General features: G+C 62.5%; 17 protein-coding genes. 11 read left to right on the forward strand and 6 right to left on the reverse strand.

Translation table 11 applies throughout. From position 1 onward, the window contains the following. Window positions 1-229 precede the first annotated feature (229 nt). Complete coding sequence (locus tag B5526_RS27590; protein ID WP_079542949.1) at window positions 230-1,303, forward strand: hypothetical protein; 1,074 nt, start codon at window positions 230-232, stop codon at window positions 1,301-1,303. Between the two features lie 103 nt (window positions 1,304-1,406). Here B5526_RS27590 and B5526_RS27595 read toward each other — a convergent pair whose 3' ends face one another. Next, a complete protein-coding gene (locus B5526_RS27595) occupies window positions 1,407-1,772 on the reverse strand; it encodes a DUF1236 domain-containing protein (protein WP_079542950.1) in 366 nt (121 codons plus the stop codon). A gap of 238 nt (window positions 1,773-2,010) precedes the next feature. Here B5526_RS27595 and B5526_RS27600 point away from each other — a divergent pair, with 238 nt between their 5' ends. From B5526_RS27600 to B5526_RS27620, 5 genes are all read left to right on the forward strand, one after another. Then, entirely contained in the window at window positions 2,011-2,166 is a 156-nt protein-coding gene (locus B5526_RS27600; RefSeq protein ID WP_079545487.1) for a DUF3096 domain-containing protein, read from the forward strand. A gap of 101 nt (window positions 2,167-2,267) precedes the next feature. Next, entirely contained in the window at window positions 2,268-5,129 is a 2,862-nt protein-coding gene (ppdK, locus tag B5526_RS27605) for a pyruvate, phosphate dikinase (RefSeq protein ID WP_079542951.1), read from the forward strand. 208 nt (window positions 5,130-5,337) lie between these two features. Then, a complete protein-coding gene (locus B5526_RS27610; RefSeq protein WP_079542952.1) occupies window positions 5,338-5,634 on the forward strand; it encodes a nucleotidyltransferase family protein in 297 nt (98 codons plus the stop codon). Between the two features lie 35 nt (window positions 5,635-5,669). Further along, the gene (locus tag B5526_RS27615; RefSeq protein ID WP_172842118.1) at window positions 5,670-5,981 is read left to right on the forward strand and encodes a HepT-like ribonuclease domain-containing protein; all 312 of its coding nucleotides are present in this window, start codon (window positions 5,670-5,672) and stop codon (window positions 5,979-5,981) included. A 568-nt stretch (window positions 5,982-6,549) separates the two neighbouring features. Next, window positions 6,550-8,004 carry a cell wall hydrolase gene (locus B5526_RS27620; protein ID WP_079542954.1) on the forward strand — a complete coding sequence of 485 codons (1,455 nt, stop codon included), beginning with the start codon at window positions 6,550-6,552 and terminating at the stop codon, window positions 8,002-8,004. 729 nt (window positions 8,005-8,733) lie between these two features. On the opposite strand, the gene nadC is transcribed toward B5526_RS27620, so the two are convergent. The 3 genes from nadC to nadA all read right to left on the reverse strand — a co-directional run bounded on the left by nadC (window position 8,734) and on the right by nadA (window position 12,476). Further along, entirely contained in the window at window positions 8,734-9,612 is an 879-nt protein-coding gene (gene nadC / locus B5526_RS27625) for a carboxylating nicotinate-nucleotide diphosphorylase (RefSeq protein ID WP_079542955.1), read from the reverse strand. 15 nt (window positions 9,613-9,627) lie between these two features. Further along, entirely contained in the window at window positions 9,628-11,229 is a 1,602-nt protein-coding gene (locus B5526_RS27630; protein ID WP_079542956.1) for an L-aspartate oxidase, read from the reverse strand. 140 nt (window positions 11,230-11,369) lie between these two features. Continuing rightward, complete coding sequence (gene nadA, locus B5526_RS27635) at window positions 11,370-12,476, reverse strand: quinolinate synthase NadA (protein WP_079542957.1); 1,107 nt, start codon at window positions 12,474-12,476, stop codon at window positions 11,370-11,372. Between the two features lie 317 nt (window positions 12,477-12,793). Here nadA and B5526_RS27645 point away from each other — a divergent pair, with 317 nt between their 5' ends. The 5 genes from B5526_RS27645 to B5526_RS27665 all read left to right on the forward strand — a co-directional run bounded on the left by B5526_RS27645 (window position 12,794) and on the right by B5526_RS27665 (window position 18,546). Continuing rightward, on the forward strand, window positions 12,794-14,044 hold the full coding sequence (locus B5526_RS27645; protein ID WP_079545489.1) for an MFS transporter: 1,251 nt from the start codon (window positions 12,794-12,796) through the stop codon (window positions 14,042-14,044). 95 nt (window positions 14,045-14,139) lie between these two features. Then, the gene (gene acuI / locus B5526_RS27650; protein ID WP_079542959.1) at window positions 14,140-15,126 is read left to right on the forward strand and encodes an acrylyl-CoA reductase (NADPH); all 987 of its coding nucleotides are present in this window, start codon (window positions 14,140-14,142) and stop codon (window positions 15,124-15,126) included. Window positions 15,127-15,241: 115 nt separating this feature from the next. Further along, window positions 15,242-15,826, forward strand: a complete 585-nt coding sequence (locus B5526_RS27655) for a hypothetical protein (RefSeq protein WP_079542960.1) — start codon at window positions 15,242-15,244, stop codon at window positions 15,824-15,826. A 135-nt stretch (window positions 15,827-15,961) separates the two neighbouring features. Beyond that, window positions 15,962-16,195 (forward strand): DUF6894 family protein, encoded by a 234-nt coding sequence (locus B5526_RS27660; protein WP_079545492.1) that lies wholly within the window; start codon window positions 15,962-15,964, stop codon window positions 16,193-16,195. Window positions 16,196-16,542: 347 nt separating this feature from the next. Further along, entirely contained in the window at window positions 16,543-18,546 is a 2,004-nt protein-coding gene (locus B5526_RS27665) for a HAMP domain-containing methyl-accepting chemotaxis protein (RefSeq protein WP_079542961.1), read from the forward strand. 1 nt (window position 18,547) lies between these two features. Here the strand turns inward: B5526_RS27665 and B5526_RS27670 are convergent, their stop codons facing one another. Next, window positions 18,548-19,522 (reverse strand): zinc-dependent alcohol dehydrogenase family protein, encoded by a 975-nt coding sequence (locus B5526_RS27670; RefSeq protein WP_079542962.1) that lies wholly within the window; start codon window positions 19,520-19,522, stop codon window positions 18,548-18,550. A gap of 51 nt (window positions 19,523-19,573) precedes the next feature. Next, entirely contained in the window at window positions 19,574-20,149 is a 576-nt protein-coding gene (locus B5526_RS27675; protein ID WP_079542963.1) for a TetR/AcrR family transcriptional regulator, read from the reverse strand. Window positions 20,150-20,153: the final 4 nt, after the last annotated feature.

Raw genomic sequence — 20,153 nt, forward strand, 5'->3', positions numbered from 1 at the left:
GCGCGCCGCTCTTGCGGCGTGGTGCGCTGCTGATCCGGGGCCCGCGCGCCGACAGATCACGGCTCTCGGGCGCATAGCCAAGCGGCGCCGCGCCGCGTCCGGGACACGAGCCTCCCCGGAAATATCCAGACATATCCGGAAATATTTACGACTCCTTAACCATATTTTGAAATGGTCCGCTGCGGTAACGGTTCCTTAACCGTCGCATAAAACGCGGGCAGGGTCGCAAATGACCTCGGTAAACACCGGTCTCAATCCCTACGCCCAAATGGGCTCCGCCTATGCCCGCGCACAGGCGACGCAGCCAACGCTGGCCAGCGTCCTGGCAGCCGCCGATTCCGGCAATCAGCCCGACAGCAGTGCGGCAACCAATCTGACGCTGTCGGACGCCGCCCGCGCCCAGCTCGCCAGCGCTTCCACGTCGAAGAATTTCACCACCGTAACCGCCGACGCGCGCAGCGCGCTCGACGGGCTCTACGCCGCCGCCAAGGTCAAGGGGCCGGTCGGGGACGACGGCAAGACGACGATCGATCTTTCCTCATTCGATCGCCGCTCGCTGTTTGCGATCGCGACCAATAATGGCGGCAAGTTCACCCCCGACGAACAGAAAGTCGCCAGCACCGAGCTTGCCAATCGCTTCAATGATGCGTTGGCCCCGGCCGCCGCGACCTCGAAACTGACGGGCGACTTCAGTTCGCTCTACAAGGCGGCACTCGATTATCTCGATAGCGCCAGCAGCGAGGAGAAGGCGACCGCCACGTGGTCGGCGCAGCGTGCCGCAGTGCTGAAGGGGGTTCAGGCCACCCAGCAGAACCCCACCACTGCGCCGACCGGCATAGCGAACGATCCGGTCGCCGCCTACCTCGCGCAGAATGCCAATGGTGGCACTACGGCCACCGAGGATATTTCGACCGTCGCCAAGAATGTTCGCGCCACGCTCGACGCGCAGGCCAAAGCTGCCACCGCCGCGGGCAAGTCCAGCCAACAAGCCGACCTTAGCTCGATCGACAATCGATCGCTGGCAGCGATCACGCTCAATCAGGATAGCTTGTTTTCGACGCGTGAGAGCTATGCCGCCAAGCAGGCCCTGGAAGCGCGCAACCGCGCCAGCATCCTTGCCGCGCTGAAGCAGAGCCAGACCAGCGGAGATCCGACCCAGCTCAGTCTCGGCATTCTCAACACCTATTCGTCGATGAGCGCCGAAGAGCGCCAGGCGGTCAACTGGACGCCGGCCTTTCGCGACAATGCGGTGGCGAACTATCAGTCCGCCAGCCGCATCATGTCGATGCTGAAGGGCGCGTAGCACAGAAAACCAGAAGCCCCGCCCGGCGGGGGGACCGGGCGGGGCCTGGATGTCCGGTGGCCGCTGCGGCATCCGGACAATTCGTCCAGATGGGAACGTACCCTTACTCGACCACCTGAACGATGCGGCGGGTGCGCGGTTCGACCAATATGGTGCGGCCGTTCACCACGGTGTAGCGATAGGGCGTCACGCCAAAGCTCTGCGGCACGTCGTAGTAGGTAACGCCGGTCTCCGGCAGCACGCCGCCCACGATCACGCGATCCGGGATGGTGTAATTCGGCACGCGCTCGCGAATGATGTATTCATGGAACGCAGGCCGCTGATCGACGGCGATGCCATCGACGTCTTCGTTGATGATCACGGGGCTGCCGCCGCGCATGCCCGTCGTCATCTCGCTCTGCGCCTGCGCTGCGATCGGTGCACCGAGTGCGCCCGCGATCGCCGCAACGGCAAGTATTCTGTTCCGCATGCTAAAACTCCTTCGCGATGATGCACGCCGGGTTTTTGGCCAGCACGCAACCGAGCCAATTCATCGCGCGCGGCATTGTTCCGGGAACAAGGCCGCGTCATCGCTGCAATTTTCGGCATCTCTCATATGCACGGAACCGATCGCGGCGAATTGCGTCTCCTATCGTGGAACCGCGCATCAGGATAAAATCCGAGCCTCGATTCGATTTCCCCTTAAGCTTCAATCCGGAGATATTTCAATGGTCATCACGACGGCCCACATTTCACCAATCATGTCGCTCATTGCAGGCGTTCTGATCTTGATCATGCCAAGGCTGTTGAATCTGATCGTCGCGATCTTTCTCATTCTCAATGGATTGATTGGTCTCGGGGTGCTCAGATGGTTTCATATGTAGCGTCATATCCTGCGTAATTGACCCGCTCGCACCTTGCGCCGAACCGCCCAAAATGGTGTAAGGCGGCAAGTCCCTCCTCCTGTCGCGGATGATCTGCAGTCATGGCCAAAGCCGTCTCGAAGCTTAAGAAAACCGCAGCGAAATCAAAGCCATCCGCGCCCGCCCGGGCCAAGGCCGCGCCGCCGGCGACCGCCCGCAAGGCGCTGAAGAAGAGCCCGGCCAAGCCGGCGCCGAAGCCGGCGGCCAAAGTTGCCGTAGCCAAGCCCGCCGCAGACGTCGCAAAAGCCGGCAAATGGGTGTTCACCTTCGGTGACGGCAAAGCCGAGGGCAAAGCGCAGATGCGCGATTTGCTCGGCGGCAAGGGCGCGAATTTGGCCGAGATGGCCAATCTGGGGTTGCCGGTGCCTCCCGGCTTCACCATTCCGACATCGGTCTGCACTTATTTTTACGCGCACGACAAATCCTATCCGTCAGAATTGAAGGCGCAGGTCGAAAAGGCGCTGGATCATGTCGGCAAATTGACCGGCAAGGCGTTTGGCGACTCCAGGAATCCGTTGCTGGTTTCGGTGCGCTCCGGCGGCCGCGCCTCGATGCCGGGCATGATGGATACCGTGCTCAATCTCGGTCTCAACGACACCACCGTGGAAGCGCTGGCTGAAATGTCCGGCGATCGCCGTTTCGCCTATGACAGCTACCGCCGCTTCATCACGATGTATTCGGACGTCGTGCTCGGCTTCGAGCATCATCATTTCGAGGACATCCTCGATACTTTCAAGGACGGCCAGGGCTACACGCTCGACACTGATTTGACCGGCGACGACTGGGTCGACGTGGTCGGCCGCTACAAGGATGCGGTGGCGCGCGAAACCGGCAAGGATTTTCCGCAGGATCCGCACGACCAATTGTGGGGCGCGATCGGGGCTGTGTTCTCATCCTGGATGAATGCGCGCGCGGTGACCTACCGCAAGCTGCACGATATTCCGGAGTCGTGGGGCACCGCGGTCAATGTGCAGGCGATGGTGTTCGGCAATATGGGCGAGACCTCGGCGACCGGTGTTGCGTTCACGCGCAATCCCTCGACCGGCGAGAGCAAGCTGTACGGCGAATTCCTGATCAACGCGCAGGGCGAGGACGTGGTGGCGGGCATCCGCACGCCGCAGGACATCACCGAAGACGCGCGCAACGAATCCGGCTCGGACAAAGCGTCGATGGAAACCGCGATGCCCGAGGCGTTCAAGGAATTGACGCGGATTTATACGCTGCTCGAAAAGCATTACCGCGATATGCAGGACATGGAGTTCACGGTCGAGCAGGGCAAATTGTGGATGCTGCAGACCCGCGGCGGCAAGCGCACCGCCAAGGCGGCGCTGCGCATCGCGGTCGAGCTCGCCAATGAAGGCCTGATCTCCAAGAAAGACGCGGTCTCGCGGATCGATCCGGCCTCGCTCGATCAGTTGCTGCATCCGACCATCGATCCGGCCGCCAAGCGCGACGTCATCGCCACCGGCCTGCCGGCCTCGCCGGGCGCGGCCGCCGGCGAAATCGTGTTCTCGTCAGACGAGGCTGCAAAGCTGCAGGCCGACGGCCGCAACGTCATTCTGGTGCGGATCGAGACCAGCCCGGAAGACATTCACGGCATGCATGCGGCCGAAGGTATCTTGACCACCCGCGGCGGCATGACCTCGCACGCCGCGGTGGTCGCGCGCGGCATGGGCAAGCCCTGCGTTTCCGGCTGCGGCTCGATCCGCGTCGATTACGGCCGCGGCACCATGAGCATCGGATCGCGCACCTTCAAGGCCGGCGACGTCATCACCATCGACGGTTCGCTGGGCCAGGTGCTCGCCGGGCGGATGCCGATGATCGAGCCGGAGCTATCGGGTGAATTCGGCACGCTGATGGGCTGGGCGGATTCGGTCCGCAAGCTCGGCGTCCGCGTCAATGGCGACACGCCGGATGACGCGCGGACCGCGATCAAATTCGGCGCCGAGGGCATCGGGCTCTGCCGCACCGAGCACATGTTCTTCGAGGAGACCCGCATCCGCACCGTGCGCGAGATGATTTTGGCCGAGGACGAGCAGACCCGCCGCGCCGCGCTTTCAAAATTGTTGCCGATGCAGCGCGCCGATTTCGTCGAGCTGTTTGAAATCATGAAGGGGCTTCCTGTCACGGTTCGGCTGCTCGATCCGCCGCTGCATGAATTCCTGCCGCATACGCAAGCCGAGATCGAGGAAGTCGCGCGCGCGATGAACACCGATCCGCGCCGGCTCGCCGATCGCGCCCGCGATCTCGCCGAGTTCAACCCGATGCTCGGCTTCCGCGGCTGCCGTCTCGCCGTTGCCTATCCGGAAATCGCCGAGATGCAGGCGCGCGCCATCTTCGAGGCCGCGGTCGAAGCCGGAAAACGCACCGGCAAGGCAGTTGGGCTGGAGGTGATGGTGCCGCTGATCGCGACGAGGGCCGAGTTCGATCTGGTCAAGGCGCGGATCGACGCCACCGCGCAGGCGGTGATGCGCGAGACCGGAACCAAGCTCGCCTATCAGGTCGGCACCATGATCGAGTTGCCGCGCGCGTGCCTGATGGCCGGCGATATCGCGAAAACCGCGGAATTCTTCTCGTTCGGCACCAACGACCTGACCCAGACCACTTACGGCATCAGCCGTGACGACGCCGCCGGATTCCTCGGCACTTACATTGCCAAGGGAATCTTGGAGATCGATCCCTTCATCTCGGTCGATCGCGACGGCGTCGGCGAGCTCGTGAAGATCGGTGTCGCGCGTGGGCGAAAAACCCGCCCCAACATCAAGGTCGGCATTTGCGGCGAGCACGGCGGCGATCCCGCTTCCGTCGCATTCTGCCACGAGATCGGCCTCGACTACGTCTCCTGCTCACCCTACCGCGTTCCGATCGCGCGCCTGGCCGCAGCGCAGGCGGCGCTTGGCAAGGCGGTTGCCAGCCAGGCGTGAGTTCTACTCGCACTGACCATTGATAGAAGACAGCGTCATGCCCGGGCTTGTCCCGGGCATCCACGTCTTACGGTGTGCGTGGAGAGAAGACGTGGATGGCCGGACAAGCCCGGCCATGACGACGGAGTTGCCGTCTTTGCGAGCGAAGCAACGGCGGCGTTAGGATTGGCTTTTGCGGCTTCCTATATCATTGTGATAGGAGAAGCCCATGAACCGAGCAGAAGCCCTGAAAAAGCTGCGTACCTTCGCTGGTGCCCTCAGGGCGCGGGGCGCGACATCGCTTTATCTGTTTGGATCCACAGCCAAGGACAAGGCTGGCGCCAATAGCGATCTGGACCTGTTCATCGACTATGACCCCCGCGGCAAGTTTAACGCGTTCGATCTGGTGGCCAGCAAGCGTTTGCTGGAGGAAGGTTTGGGCGTAGGCGTGGACCTGACCACGCGCAAGGGGCTGCACCCCCTTATTCGCAAGCGAGTTGAGGCCGAGGCTAAGCGGGTTTTTTGATGCCGACCCGATCTCCTCTGCTCCGCGTCCACGACATGCTTGAAAGCATCCGGGGAATCGAAAAAGCCATCGCCGGCAAGACCTTCCGCGACTACGAGCGCTCCTGGGTCTTGCGTTCAGCGCTGGAGCGAGGTGTCGAGGTGATTTCCGAGGCCAGCCGTCACCTCGGCCGTGAACTCAAGTCGCAGCACAAGGATGTCCGCTGTAAGGACATCGCAGGCATCGGCAACATCCTGCGCCACGAGTACCAGCGGGTTGACAGCCAGATCATTTGGAATGCCGTGAAAGACGATCTGCCGGTACTCAAGAAAGCGTTGCTGGCCATCAAGGCTTCGCTGAAAGAATAGGGCGGTTGGCTACGGCGCAGGCCGCCCTGGGCAAGGCGGTTGCCAGCCAGGCGTGAGTTCTACTCGCACTGACTATTGATAGAAGACAGCGTCATGCCCGGGCTCGTCCCGGGCATCCACGTCTTACGGTGTACGCAGAAGCGAAGACGTGGATGGCCGGGACAGGCCCGGCCATGACGACGGAGTTGCCGTCTTTGCGAGCGAAGCGAAGCAATCCAGCTTCCCGCTTGCGGCGCTATGGATTGCTTCGCTCCGCTCGCAATGACTGGGAGGGGGCGCGCGCTCGTCCTCACGCTGGGCAACTGCGGGAACCCGTTACGATGCGGGGCTGAACTCCGGGCAAAATTTCTTCATCATTTTCGTTGACGCGATATTTACCACTTTATTCGAGCCGCTGTTTACCAACGTTTTCGATGTGATCGCACAAACCTGAGCGTTTGCTTGCCTGTATCACAAGGGCAACGCCGATTAACTCCCTCGCAACCTAAATTAGATACCACCAAAAAAGATCGAATTGCACGGATGTACTGCGCTCGATCCCGTAAATGTTGCGTTGCGTGAGTTTGCGATGTCAGTCATGCGTAACCAGCCGAGGGGCGCACGGTTTGCGTCCTTCGGAATTGGTCTCTGCGTCTTCGCATTGATGCCGACAGAGATCGGATATCAGGATATTTCCTCCCTGCTGGCCCGGCAGCCTGGCGTCGCCGAGCGCTGGCAAAAACGCGTGTTCTCCGCTGTCTCCACCATCCAGGTCGCGACCTATAGCTTCGGCCGTCCAATCGGAACTTCGCTGCCGCCCACCGCGACCTTTGTTCTTGCAAGTCTCGACAACCAGGGCATCGACATCACCGGGTCGGTGACTCGTAATCCGATTGCCCAGGTGCCGCCGCGCTATCAGCCGTCCGATTTCCCCAAGGTTGATCGCACGCTGAAGGGCGATCGCCTCGTCATTGTGTTGCCCGAAGCGCCCGCGCCTGACAATGCCGCGCCTGCGCTCGAAAATCCATCGACAAACAATGCGTCGGTCGCGGGCGCAAAGACCGCCGCCGCGCCGCCTCCGGAACCCGCGCTGCTCGATCCGGAACTTCAGGCTGCGCTGAGCGCGCCGCCGCTTCCGCAATACGATGTCTCGTTGTCGCTCGAAGCCCAGCCGCTCGACGACCTGAAGAATGCGCCGGATGCGTCGCCGATTCCGCTCGAAGGCGCGCCGTCGCATGACGGCTTCTCCGTCAAAACCGCGAGCCTGTTTTTTGGCAGCGCCTCGCTCGGCGGATCGGTGGAGAGCATCGAACGCTGGCAGCCCGGCGAAGAGCCTTTGATCGTGATGCCCGAGGTGCTGCCCGATCCCGACATGAAGGTGACGGCCTCGCTGCCATCAGCCGGCGACGAGCCGTCCAAGGCCACCGAGAGCGGCGAGAGCATCGCCGCCAAGGGCGAAGTCAATTCCGACAATCAGCATGCCAAGACGCCAGCCGAGCGGCTCGGCCTGTTCGACGAGAAGTCGCGCGCCAAATCGGAAAAATGCCTCGCCGAAGCGGTCTATTTCGAAGCCCGCGGCGAGGCCGTGCGCGGCCAGATCGCGGTCGCCCAGGTGGTGATGAACCGCACCTTCTCCGGCCGCTATCCGAACACGGTGTGCGGTGTGGTCTACCAGAACAAGCATCGCCATTATGCCTGCCAGTTCACCTTCGCCTGCGACAACAATCCCGACGTCATCCGCGAGCCCGATATGTGGGAGCGCGCCAGGAAGATTGCCAAGGCGATGCTCGACGGCCAGATATGGTTGCCGGAAGTCGCCAAGTCGACGCACTACCATGCCTATTATGTGCGCCCATCCTGGGTCAGCGAAATGACGAAGATGTACCGGTTCGGCGTGCACACCTTCTACCGGCCGAAAGCCTGGGGCGACGGCAGCGAGGCGCCGAGCTGGGGAACGCCTGCGCAAACCGCCGCACTTTCGGCGGAGCTTGCCGAAGAGGCGAAGAGCGAAGCGGAATTGAATCCGAATTCCGTGCGGCGATAGAACGCTCCCTCATCACCCGGCCAATCTGGCCGATTTCTGAATATCCGAAATATCGCTTGCAGCCCGACCCAAATCAGTTGTATATGCCTGTCGTCCCGCCACCTCTCGAGGGGCGTTTCGCGATCGTCACGAACGTGGGCGGCGGGATGCGGTGGACGCGAGCGGCGCTTTTGACGAACAGCGCTTAAGCGGACGGCGAAGTCGTGTGGTCCTGACACCCCGACGCTGGTGTCAAGTTGGCGGGAGCCATTCCGCCGATGACGGTGGCAAAAGAGCCCGGTCACCGGGGAGAGCACGAAGCAAACCGTTAAAACCATTGCGCGGGGAATGCTGGGTTGTTCCGGTGTGACCGTGGTGACTAACGCGCGTGTTTACTACACTACACGCGCGGTTGCGGGCGCATCGAGCGCCCGGCATTCCCTGCGCCCTCTCATCTCCGAGGGCGGGAACTTCAGGCAAACCTCGCGCAAAACACGCGGCGAAATCGCGAAGCTGTGTCGCAACACGGCAGGCTGTTTGAAACGTGAGGGTGGTAACCCGCTTGTCGTCCCTGCGAAAGCAGGGACCCATAACCACCGACTATTGTTGTTACAAAGTCGTCTACCCACAGCGCTAAATCGCGAGGCCGCGGCGTATGGGTCCCTGCTTTCGCAGGGACGACACTTGAAAATGTGGCGGTCGCATACGCGGGGTATGACGACGGTTATGGAGGGGCGCTAGGAATTCCGTTCACGCGTCGATGTCCAGCGCCACATCAAAATTTGGCGCCGAATGCGTGAGCGCCCCCGCCGAAACATAATCAACACCGGTCGCGGCGATCTTTGCAATTGAATCCCGGGTGACGCCACCGGAGGCCTCCAACACGACGCGGCCGTTTGCGAGTTTTACCGCTTCGGTCAGCGTCGCGATGTCCATATTGTCCAACAGCACCACGTCGGCCAAACCAATATCAAGCACTTCGCGCAACTGCGCCAGCGTGTCGACCTCGATCTCGATCCTGACGAGATGCCCGGCATGCGCGCGGGCGCGCCGCAGCACCGCGGTGATCCCGCCCGCGACGGCGATGTGGTTATCCTTGATCAGGATCGCGTCATCGAGCCCGAAGCGGTGATTAAAACCGCCGCCGCAGCGCACCGCGTATTTTTCCAATGCGCGCAGCCCAGGCGTGGTCTTGCGGGTGCAGCAGATCCGCATTTTGGTGCCGGCGGTGTGGCGGACATAATCTGATGTCAGCGTTGCGATGCCGGATAGCCGGCCGACAAAATTCAGCGCCGTGCGCTCGCCGGCCAGCACCACACGCGCCGGGCCTGATATCGTCAGCAGATGCGCGCCTTTCTCGACCGCCGCGCCATCGCGAACATTGGCCTGTATCTTGATGTCCGCCGACAGTTTTTGGAACGTCGCGACGGCCAGCGGCAGGCCTGCGATCACGCCCGCCTGCCGCGCCACCATGATGGCATGCGCCGGCGTCGTCTCCGGAATGGTCGCAATCGAGGTGATGTCGCCGGCGCGGCCGAGATCTTCATCGAGTGCGCGCTGCACGGCCTCGCCGATCGTGGGCGGCGACAGGAAGGCTTCGGCGTTCAGCAGCGAGGCAGGTGTTGTCATGATGCGTGTCTCCGTTCAGGCGATCATCGGTTGCGCGATCCGGGCGGGCGCGCGTGATAGTGACGCGGCAATCTCTCGCGCCGCGACGAGCGTCGTCATGGTGCGATGCGCCAGCGCAGGATTCTCCGCCGGAAAATCGATCCGGAAATGCGCGCCGCGGCTTTCGCGCCGTGCCCAGGCCGAAGCTGCGACCAACAGCGCGGTGGTCGCCATGTTACGCAGCGCGATATTGCTAGCCTCCCGCTCGATCGCCGCGAACGATCGCACGGCTTCCTCAAGCCCCTCGCCATCGCGGATCACGCCGACATGCGAGGCCATCATCGCCCGCAGTTTTTTTTCGGCCGACGCGGGCATCGCGGCATTTCGCGGGTCTACCGATATCGTCAGCAAGCCCGCAGGCGGCGCGATGGTGTGGCCCTCGATGTCTTCCGCGATGCGCGCTGCATAGACAACGGCCTCGAGCAGTGAGTTCGACGCCAGCCTGTTGGCGCCGTGCGCGCCGGTCGACGACACTTCGCCGCCCGCCCACAATCCCCGCAGCGATGCGCGGCCACGCTCATCGACGGCGATGCCGCCCATGTGATAATGCGCGGCCGGCGCCACCGGGATCGGCTGCTTTGCCGGATCGATACCGGCTTCCATGCAGCTTGCATAAACGGTCGGGAATTTTTCGGCGAAGTGCGCGCCGAGTGCCTTTGTCGCGTCCAGGAACGCGCCACGGCCTGCGGCGATTTCCGAAAACACTCCCCGCGCGACGATGTCGCGCGGCGCGAGTTCAGCCAGCTCATGCCGCGCGGGCATGAAACGTTCGCCCTTGTCGCTGATCAGGGTCGCCCCTTCGCCGCGCAGCGCTTCAGTCGCAAGCGGCGCAGGATCGCGGCCAACCATGATCGCGGTCGGGTGAAACTGCACGAATTCCGGATCGGCGATGATGGCGCCGGCGCGCGCGGCGATCGCAAGCCCGAGCCCGCTCGCCTCCGGCGGATTTGTGGTAACGGCATAGAGATGCCCGATGCCGCCGGTCGCCAGCACTACCGCGCGCGCGGCGATGGTCACGGGTTTTGCGGTGGCGTCGGCGACTTTGCGCACCTGAAGTCCCGAAACCGCGCCATCTTCGGTCAGAAGTGCCTCAGCGGCAAAACCTTCGATCAGGCGGATCGAGGGCGTTTTGCGAACCGCCTCGATCAGCGCCGATATGATCGCTTTGCCCGCCATGTCGCCCCGAACATGCACGATGCGCCGTGCGGAATGCGCCGCTTCCCGCCCGACCGCGAGCCTGCCCTCGAGGTCGCGATCGAAGGGAACGCCGTAACCCAGGAGGTCGTGGATGCGCGAAGGCGCTTCGCGCGCGAGGCCAAGCGCGATTCCGGCGTCGACCAGGCCCGCGCCGGCGGCGATCGTGTCGGCGGCATGCGCTTCCGCGCTGTCGCCTTCGGCGACGGCGGCTGCGATGCCGCCTTGCGCCCACGCCGTCGAGGCGCCCTGGCCGAGCGGTGCGGCGGAAATCACGGTGACTGGGCGCGGCGCCAGTTTCAATGCGCAGAAAAGTCCGGCAAGGCCGCCGCCGACGATGACGACGTCGTCGGTGCCGCGGGTGAGGTCGTTGTAATTTGGCATGGCTTCTTTCCTCTCTCGTCGTCCCTGCGAAAGCAGGGACCCATACGCCGCGGCTCATCGATCGGGCGATGGGGTAGTTGCCTTTTGCAACAATTGGCGCTGGTGGTTATGGGTCCCTTGCTTTCGCAGGGACGACGGGGTTAGTTCCTCAGATTGATCATCCGCTCGACGGAACGCCGCGCTTTCTCGGCGATGGCGGGATCGATGGTGACTTCCTCGCGCAGGGTGACAAGACTGTCCAAAATCTTGGGCAGCGTGATCCGCTTCATGTGCGGGCACAGATTGCACGGCCGCACGATCTCGACGTCGGGCAGTTCGGCCATGACGTTGTCGGCCATCGAGCATTCGGTGATCATCACCACGCGCTTGGGATGCTTGTTGCGCACCCAGTTGATCATGTGGGCGGTCGAGCCGGTGAAATCGGCTTCCGCGAGCACGTCGGGCGGGCATTCCGGATGGGCGATGATCTGCACCGAGGGATCGGCCTCGCGAAAACTTCGCAGTTCCTCGCCGGTAAAACGCTCGTGCACCTCGCAGGCGCCTTTCCAGGCGATGATTTTCACGTCGGTCTGCGACGCTACGTATTTCGCCAAATATTGATCGGGCAGAAAAATCACCGTCGGCGCGTGGAGGCTCTCGACCACCTGCACTGCATTGGAAGACGTGCAGCAGATGTCGACTTCCGCCTTCACGTCGGCCGACGTGTTGACATAGGCGACGACGGGCACGCCGGGAAAGCGCTCGCGCAACAGCCGCACATCGGCTCCGGTGATGCTCGAGGCCAGCGAGCAGCCGGCGCGCGAATCCGGGATCAGCACCGTCTTCTGCGGATTGAGGATTTTCGAGGTCTCCGCCATGAAGTGCACGCCGCACTGCACGATGATGTCGGACTTCACTTTTGTCGCTTCGATCGCGAGCTGCAGGGAGTCGCCGCCGATATCGGCGACGCAGTGGAAAATCTCCGGCGTCTGATAATTATGCGCCAGGATCACCGCATTGCGGGTCTGCTTCAGTTCATTGATCGCCTTGATATACGGCGCCATCAACGGCCACTCGACCGGCGGGATCACACTTTTGACCCGCTCATAAAGATGGGCGGTTGCGCGTTCGACCTCGGGCGTCCATTCCAGCGGCGGCATCGGCAGCGCTTGCGCGCGACCGCCTGGGCCAACCCGGGTGGGGGCGGCGGGACGCCCGTGCGCGGAGTTTCCAAAATCGTCGGGGCCGTAGATTCCAGCAATCGGCATGGTGGTCTCCCTGAGTCATATATGCTCAATTTGAGCATATCAAAGCGTTGAGAAATCCGGCCTCGACGGGCCGGCGTTTCTTCACGAGGAAGTTACTTATCCTCATTTCGAGCAAATCGGATATAGCATGCCGCCAAGGGCGCCGCCAGATGCCGGAATGGTCAAATCCTCAGGGCTGCCCGCTCCGATTTGCATCGCTGCATTGCAGGAGCACTTTTTGTGAAGGCGACGGTTGGGGTTTTCATGCAAATGCATTAACTCCCCGTAATGAAGCCGGCCGGCCTTTTCCAATCCGGCCAAGCATGGGGGAAAATTATATGAGCGCAACCGCAGCAGACGTTCGTCCGGCCTCCGGCATTGGCGGTTGGCGGACGCCGCTGGTGATCATCGTGTGCGGCAGCCTGATCGGCATGCTGACGTTCGGGCCGCGTTCGGCCTTCGGGTTCTTCATGCAGCCGATGAGCCATGAGTTCGGCTGGGGCCGCGACGTGTTCGCGCTCGCGCTCGCGGTGCAGAATCTGTTGTGGGGGATCGGCCAGCCATTTGCCGGTGCGATCGCCGACCGCTTCGGCACCGTGCGCGTGATCTCGGTCGGTGCGCTGATGTATGTCCTGGGGCTGCTCGCGATGCGATACGGCTCGACGCCGGCCTCGGTCGAACTCGGCGCCGGCGTTCTGATCGGCTTCGGCCTCTCCGGATGTTCGTTCAACCTGGTGCTGTCGGCGTTCGGCAAATTGCTGCCGGTGGAATGGCGCGGCATCGCGCTCGGGGCGGGCACCGCGGCCGGATCGTTCGGCCAATTCCTGTTCGCGCCGATTGGTGTTGCGCTGATCGACAGTTTCGGCTGGCAGCCGGCCTTGACGGTGTTTGCGGCCCTGATGCTACTGGTGGTCCCGCTGTCGCTGGCGATGGCGACGCCGAGCGTGGCCCCAGGCGACGTGCCCGCCTCGGAACAGCAGTCGTTCAAGCAGGCCTTGGCGGAAGCTTTTGGCCATCGCTCCTATGTGCTGCTGGTGCTCGGCTTTTTCACCTGTGGCTTTCAGCTCGCTTTCATCACTGTGCATCTTCCGGCCTATCTGGTCGATCGCGGCGCGTCGGTCCAGACCGGCGGCTGGGTGATTGCCACGATCGGCCTGTTCAACATCGTCGGCTCGCTCAGCGTCGGCTGGCTGCAGGGCAGGTTGCCGAAGCGCTACATCCTGTCGGTGATTTATTTCACCCGGGCGATGGCGACGGTAGTCTTCATCTCGTTTCCGATCACGACCTTCTCGGCGATCGCATTCGGCGTCGTAAGCGGGCTTACCTGGCTGTCGACGGTGCCGCCGACATCGAGCCTAGTCGCGCTGATGTTTGGGACGCGGTGGCTCGCGACGCTTTATGGATTTGCGTTCTTCAGCCATCAGGTCGGTGGCTTCCTTGGCGTCTTGCTCGGCGGCATCGTGTTCGAGAAATTCGGCTCCTACACGCCGATCTGGTGGCTTTCGGTGCTGTTCGGCGTGCTGTCGGCGCTGATCAACCTGCCGATCGTCGAAGCACCGGTGGCGCGCCCGGTTGCGCAAGCTGCCTGATCCTCTTCATTTGAGCATGATCTTTTCGGAAAACCGGTTTCCACTTTTCCGGATCATGCTCTAAACATCCCGGCAGAAGACGACGGGAGGCACCATTGGGAACGTTCAAGGCGATCAGGATCGACAAGGCGGACAAGGGAACTACCGCAGCTCTCACCCAGTTCGACGAAGCCGAATTGATGGAGGGCGATGTCACCGTGCGGGTCGAATGGTCGACGCTGAACTACAAGGATGGCCTTGCCGTCACCGGCAAGGCGCCGGTGGTGCGGCGCTTTCCGATGATCGCGGGCGTCGATTTCGCCGGCACCGTGGAACAATCCTCGCATCCGCAGTGGAAACCGGGCGACAAGGTTATTTGCAATGGCTGGGGCCTGGGCGAGACCCACCTTGGCGCGTATGCCGAGAAGGCTCGCGTCAAGGGCGATTGGCTGGTGCGGCTGCCGGAGGGGATGTCGACCCGCGATGCGATGGCGATCGGCACCGCCGGCTACACCGCGATGCTCGCGGTGCTGGCGCTGGAAAAGCATGGCGTGATGCCGAATAACGGTCCGGTCGTCGTCACGGGCGCCGCAGGCGGGGTTGGCTCGGTTGCTTTGGCGGTGCTCTCAAAACTCGGCTACCACGCGATCGCTTCGACCGGCCGGATGTCCGAGACGCCCTATCTCAAGGGTCTCGGCGCGACTGAAGTGATCGACCGCAACGAGCTGTCGGGGCCCGCCAAGCCGCTCGCCAGGGAACGCTGGGCCGGCGGCATCGACAGCGTCGGATCGACCACGCTGGCCAATGTCCTCTCGATGACGAAATACGCCGGCGCGGTCGCCGCCTGCGGGCTTGCCGCCGGTATGGACCTGCCTTCCTCGGTGGCGCCGTTTATTTTACGGGGAGTGTGTCTCCTCGGCATCGATTCCGTGATGTGTCCGATCGAACTCCGAAAAACCGCCTGGCAGCGCCTCGTCAGCGACCTGGACCGGACAAAACTTGCTGAAATCACTCATGAAATCGGCCTAGACCAAGTCATCGATGCCGGTGCCAAAATCCTCGCCGGACAGGTCCGCGGCCGGATCGTGGTAAAAATTCTCTAATCTTGTTCAGACTTTACCAACCAAGCTGCTCCAATGTTGCCATGGTTGGTATGGTAAGCAGCGGGTAAAGACATCCAGGCGTTGCCCGCGCTCTAGTAAAAGTCGGAGTTTCAGCATGCTTGCGCGTTTCGTGTTGGGGGCCGTTGCGGCCGGGGCTGTTGTTGTACCCGCGCTAGCCGGACAGATGAATGCCGATGAAGCGCGCAAGTTTGTAGCCGGCAAGGTGTTCGCGTTTACCTGTTTCGATGGCACCCGCGGCGCAGGCCGGGTGCTCGATGACATGGGCGCCGCGGGCGCGGTGCAATTCTCCGGCTCCGGTCCCATTCGTCATGTCCGGTTGCCCGGTAATACGCTGCAGATCCGCGGCCAGGCGATCTGCGCCTCGCTCAGGGGAATGCCGTTCGAGCCGTGCTTCAACCTCGACAAAAAAGACGAGCACTCATTCCGCGGATCGGTCTCGGGCATGGGCTTTGCGTATTGCGACTTCCACCACCAGGGCGCCGCCCAGATGTTGATGGCGCGCGCGGTGGCGCATCCGCGTTCGCTGCACCCGCCGGAGCACACCGGCTCGGTGGAAGCCTCGGCGCGCGTCGAGACCCCGCGGGTCGAGGCCGCGCGAATCGAGCCGGTCAAATCCGAAACCCGGCCGGGGCCCGCAAAGTCCGAAGCCGCGCCGGAGCTGCGCCGCTCGACCGATTGATCGCCCCGCTACGGCCGCGCATGCGCGTCGCAGGGCCGACGCCGTAGTCTTACGGGTCGATAGTTTCATGTCTTGGTAGCGACTTCCGTTCAGGTTGCTCGAGGATCGGGGGCGACCGGACACATGGGTTCAACGATGTCGTTGTATTTTTTCCGGATTAGCAGTGGTCGCTATTCCGGCGCTTCCGAACAAGGCGCTGAATACGAAAGCCGCGAAGCCGCCTGGGCCGAGATGACCAAGGTCTGCGGCAACCTGCTCGGCGGAATTTCGCGCAGCCTCAAGCAAAACGCCGAATGGCATATGGAAATGCTGGACGAGGCCAAAAAGCCGGTATTCAGGGTTCGTCTCGTTGCGGAGACGTTGGGCTAGCCAAATCCACCGCGCCCGCAAACGCGTTGCGGCACGGTTGCCAATCATCATTTCAATCATAGCCGCCCCAGCATCGCGATTTTCCGATCGCGATGAGTAGCGATCCACGCGGTGGGCACTACCGGACCCGGTATTAACCCACCGCCGAGTGTATTTTACCGGCAGGCGACAAGCCACGGCCGGTGATTGTCGATCGGCTCTCCGTATTCCTACGAAGCAAAAATTAACGCGACTATGATTCGATTCACCATACCAAGAAGCACTCGTCGTATTTCTCGTGCGCAGTTCTATCGACAGCGGCGTTTTCACCTGCGGTTAGACCCGCTGCATTCGCAAGGACCGATCAGATGTCGTTTCTCAATCTCCGAATTCGTGGCCGGCTCTATGGCGGTTTTGGCGCGCTCATCCTGTTCGGGGCGGCACTTGCGGGTTTCGCGGTGTGGCAATTGGGAGAGATTCGTACCCAAGTGAGCTCGCTGACGGTGCAGTCAGCCAACGCGATCCGCGCCGGTGAGATCGCAACCGAGCTTCAGGCCATCCGCCGCGCCATCCTTCGCTACGCGTTCGACCACGACGAGGCGTCGTTCGCGGAGGCCGAGAAGCGGCTGGCAAAGGCCAACGACCTTCTTGAAACCGTCGGCAAGACGACGAGGTCCGAAGAGCGGCGTGCCGCCTATATCGAAATCGCAAAAGACGTCGAAGCGTTGAAGGCCAAGCGCATTGCGCTTGGCGATGCCGTCAAGCAGATGGTCGCGGGCCGCGACCTGTTGTTCACCGAAGGCGACAAGATGGCGGCCGATGTCCAGAAATTCGTCGAAGCTTCAGAAAAGAGCGACTTCGCGCAAGAAGCCGGCCCGCTTGAGAGCAAGGTCCTTTTGCTCAGAGTAGCTAACTGGCGGATGTTGGCGACCCGCGATCCCAAGGGTATCGCGACTTTCAAGACCAATCTCGGAAAGACCCTCGAACATATAGAAGCGCTCGAGAGTGCCGGCCTGCCGACGCAGCTCGCGGCCTTGCTGAAGGATATCAAGACGGGCGTCACCAAGTATGCCGACGCATTCGAGAAAACGGGTCCCAACCTCCTGCTCGGAGATGAGCTCTACTACAAGGCCGTAACTCCGCTGACCGTCAGCGCGATCGGAAAAGTCGATGCCGTGAAGGATTCGATCGCAAAGGCGTTCGAGCACACCAAAGCCGAGACCGAGGACCGCATCAGCAGCACCGTCACCATGCAGGAAGTCGTGGCCGCCGCGGCGGGCTTGCTCGGCCTGTTGATCGCCTCCTTGATCGCTCGCGGGATCATCGGCCCGCTGTCGGGTCTGACCTCCGGCATGAAGGAACTCGCCGGCGGCAATTTCGGCGTGGTTCTTCCCGGGCTCGAGCGCAAGGACGAAGTCGGCGACATGGCGCAGGCGGTCGAGACCTTCAAGGTCAAGGCCGAAGAGAAGGCCCGCACCGAGGCGGAAGCCAAGGCCGAGCAGGATCAGATTGCCGCCAAGCAGCGCCGGGCGGAAATGATCAAACTCGCCGATACTTTCGAGGCAGCCGTCGGCGAGATCGTCGAAACCGTGTCCTCGGCCTCGACCGAACTGGAAGCCTCCGCGACCACGCTCACCTCGACCGCGGAGCGTGCTCAGGAACTCACCACCATGGTCGCGGCGGCTTCCGAAGAAGCCTCCACCAATGTGCAGTCGGTCGCTTTCGCGACGGAGGAAATGGCCTCTTCCGTCAACGAGATCAGCCGCCAGGTGCAGGAATCGGCGCGAATGGCCAACGAGGCGGTCGATCAGGCGCGCAAGACCAACGACCGCGTCAGCGAATTGTCGAAAGCGGCCGCCCGCATCGGCGACGTTGTCGAACTGATCAATACCATCGCCGAGCAGACCAACCTGCTGGCGCTGAACGCGACCATCGAGGCGGCCCGTGCCGGCGAAGCCGGCCGCGGTTTTGCGGTTGTCGCCTCCGAAGTCAAGGCGCTGGCGGAGCAGACCGCGAAGGCGACCGGCGAGATTGGTCAGCAGATCACCGGCATTCAGTCCGCGACGCAGGAATCAGTGGGGGCGATCGAGGAGATCAGCGGCACCATCGAAAAATTGTCAGAGATCTCCTCGACCATCGCCGCCGCGGTGGAAGAGCAGGGGGCTGCGACGCAGGAGATTTCCCGCAACGTGCAGCAGGCGGCCCAGGGCACCCAGCGGGTATCTTCCAACATCACCGATGTGCAGCGCGGCGCCAGCGAGACCGGGACCGCCTCGTCGCAGGTTCTCTCCGCGGCGCAGCTACTGTCCGGCGACAGCAACCGCCTCAAGCTTGAAGTCGACAAATTCCTCGACTCGGTACGCGCCGCCTGATCTAGCCAACGGTAAACAGCGCCTTGCCGCGGTTTTTCGATGCCACGGCGACCGCCTCGGCGAGGTCAGCGAAACGGTAGGTGCCTGCAACCGGGGCGTGGATCGCACCCGAGGCGACCAGCGGCGTAAGACGATCGTACATCTCGGTGATCTGATCGGCCTTTGCGATGTTGAACCAGTTGGCCAGCCAGAATCCGCGCATACTAATGTCGCGGAAAATAAAGTGCGTCGCCGGAACGACCGATGGCTTGCCGCTGATTGTGCTGTAGAACACGTGGACACCCTTCTCGGTGAGGCAGCCCAGCAGATTTGACGTTGACGTATCACCCACTCCGTCCACGGCGAGCGCAATCGGCGCCTTGCCGGTCTCGGCCGCAACCCGTTTTGCGAGGTCCGGTCCGTCGACCAGCACGACATCGCCGCCGATCGCCTTGAGCTCGGCGACGACGTCGTCGCGCCGCACGACATTGACGGTCTTCAGCCCGAGCGATTTCGCGATCGGAATAAGCGCCCGCCCGACGCCGGAATTGGCGCTGTTCTGGATCACCCAGGATCCCGACGGCAGCGTGACAAAATCGGTCAGCATCAGGTACGCGGTCGGCGGATTGATGCCCAGCATAGCAAGCTGATGGACGTCGCCATTCGGCAGCGGCCGAAGCCTGTTTGCATCCGTTTTGATGCGTTCGGCCCAGGCGGGCACCGGGTAGGGCACCAGCGTGCGGTCGCCCTGCTTTAAGTGCTTGACGCCGGCCCCGACCGCGATGACGCGGCCGACGCCTTCGGTTCCCATCACGCTCGGCAGTTTTGGGCGATAGCCATAGCGGCCTGAGATCATCAGGAGATCGCTCATATTGATCGGCGAGGCTTCGAGCGCGATGACGACCTCGCCCTCGGCCGGCGCGCCGACGTCGGGGATCTCGACCACCTTCAGGACCTCGGCTGGATTGCCGAACGCTTCAATCTGGATCGCTTGCATGATTGCTTGCTCCCGGTTATGTACTATAAAGTACATAATTAGGATCGCGCGTCAAGCAAGCAATTTCATCGCCTGATTGAGCGTAGCGCGGGCCCGGGCTGCGTCCGGCGCATGCTTCGCCAGCACCATCAGCCCCAGATAGATCGCCATGATCGCGCGGGCGGCATCGTCAGGCTCAAAACTGTCGGAAAATTGCGCGCGGTCGGCGCGAAGCCGGCTGTTCAGCAATTGCTCCAGTTTGCGGTTGAAGCGTTCGACCCGCTTGCGGACCTCTTTCTGATCGGAGGCGCCGTCGGCCGCGGTATTGACCGAAAGGCAACCGCGGCTTCCTTTGATGCCGGAACAGAACGGGACAAAACCCTTGAGCCAGCGCTCGATCGCGTCACGCGCCGACGGTCCTTCGTTGAGGATGCGCTCGGCGTTGGCGACAATGCGGGCGTGATAGCGGTCCAGCACTTTCAGGAACAGCGCATTCTTGTCGCCGAACGCCGCATAGAGGCTCGGCTTGTTGAGGCCGGTGGCGGCGGTGACGTCGTCGAGCGATGTGTTCTGGAATCCTTTTTGCCAGAACACATCGCGCGCGAGGTCCAGTGCCTCGTCGGGATCAAAATTGCGCGGTCTCGCCATCAGA

The organism is Bradyrhizobium lablabi, assembly GCF_900141755.1.
GTDB lineage: Bacteria > Pseudomonadota > Alphaproteobacteria > Rhizobiales > Xanthobacteraceae > Bradyrhizobium > Bradyrhizobium lablabi_A.

What these genes read in the sequence shown, in the direction of transcription:
- B5526_RS27590 (WP_079542949.1), top strand. Translation starts at nt 230, where the DNA reads ATGACCTCGGTAAACACCGGTCTCAATCCCTACGCCCAAATGGGCTCC.
- B5526_RS27595 (WP_079542950.1), bottom strand. Translation starts at nt 1,772, where the DNA reads ATGCGGAACAGAATACTTGCCGTTGCGGCGATCGCGGGCGCACTCGGT.
- B5526_RS27600 (WP_079545487.1), top strand. Translation starts at nt 2,011, where the DNA reads ATGGTCATCACGACGGCCCACATTTCACCAATCATGTCGCTCATTGCA.
- ppdK (WP_079542951.1), top strand. Translation starts at nt 2,268, where the DNA reads ATGGCCAAAGCCGTCTCGAAGCTTAAGAAAACCGCAGCGAAATCAAAG.
- B5526_RS27610 (WP_079542952.1), top strand. Translation starts at nt 5,338, where the DNA reads ATGAACCGAGCAGAAGCCCTGAAAAAGCTGCGTACCTTCGCTGGTGCC.
- B5526_RS27615 (WP_172842118.1), top strand. Translation starts at nt 5,670, where the DNA reads ATGCTTGAAAGCATCCGGGGAATCGAAAAAGCCATCGCCGGCAAGACC.
- B5526_RS27620 (WP_079542954.1), top strand. Translation starts at nt 6,550, where the DNA reads ATGTCAGTCATGCGTAACCAGCCGAGGGGCGCACGGTTTGCGTCCTTC.
- nadC (WP_079542955.1), bottom strand. Translation starts at nt 9,612, where the DNA reads ATGACAACACCTGCCTCGCTGCTGAACGCCGAAGCCTTCCTGTCGCCG.
- B5526_RS27630 (WP_079542956.1), bottom strand. Translation starts at nt 11,229, where the DNA reads ATGCCAAATTACAACGACCTCACCCGCGGCACCGACGACGTCGTCATC.
- nadA (WP_079542957.1), bottom strand. Translation starts at nt 12,476, where the DNA reads ATGCCGATTGCTGGAATCTACGGCCCCGACGATTTTGGAAACTCCGCG.
- B5526_RS27645 (WP_079545489.1), top strand. Translation starts at nt 12,794, where the DNA reads ATGAGCGCAACCGCAGCAGACGTTCGTCCGGCCTCCGGCATTGGCGGT.
- B5526_RS27655 (WP_079542960.1), top strand. Translation starts at nt 15,242, where the DNA reads ATGCTTGCGCGTTTCGTGTTGGGGGCCGTTGCGGCCGGGGCTGTTGTT.
- B5526_RS27660 (WP_079545492.1), top strand. Translation starts at nt 15,962, where the DNA reads ATGTCGTTGTATTTTTTCCGGATTAGCAGTGGTCGCTATTCCGGCGCT.
- B5526_RS27665 (WP_079542961.1), top strand. Translation starts at nt 16,543, where the DNA reads ATGTCGTTTCTCAATCTCCGAATTCGTGGCCGGCTCTATGGCGGTTTT.
- B5526_RS27670 (WP_079542962.1), bottom strand. Translation starts at nt 19,522, where the DNA reads ATGCAAGCGATCCAGATTGAAGCGTTCGGCAATCCAGCCGAGGTCCTG.
- B5526_RS27675 (WP_079542963.1), bottom strand. Translation starts at nt 20,149, where the DNA reads ATGGCGAGACCGCGCAATTTTGATCCCGACGAGGCACTGGACCTCGCG.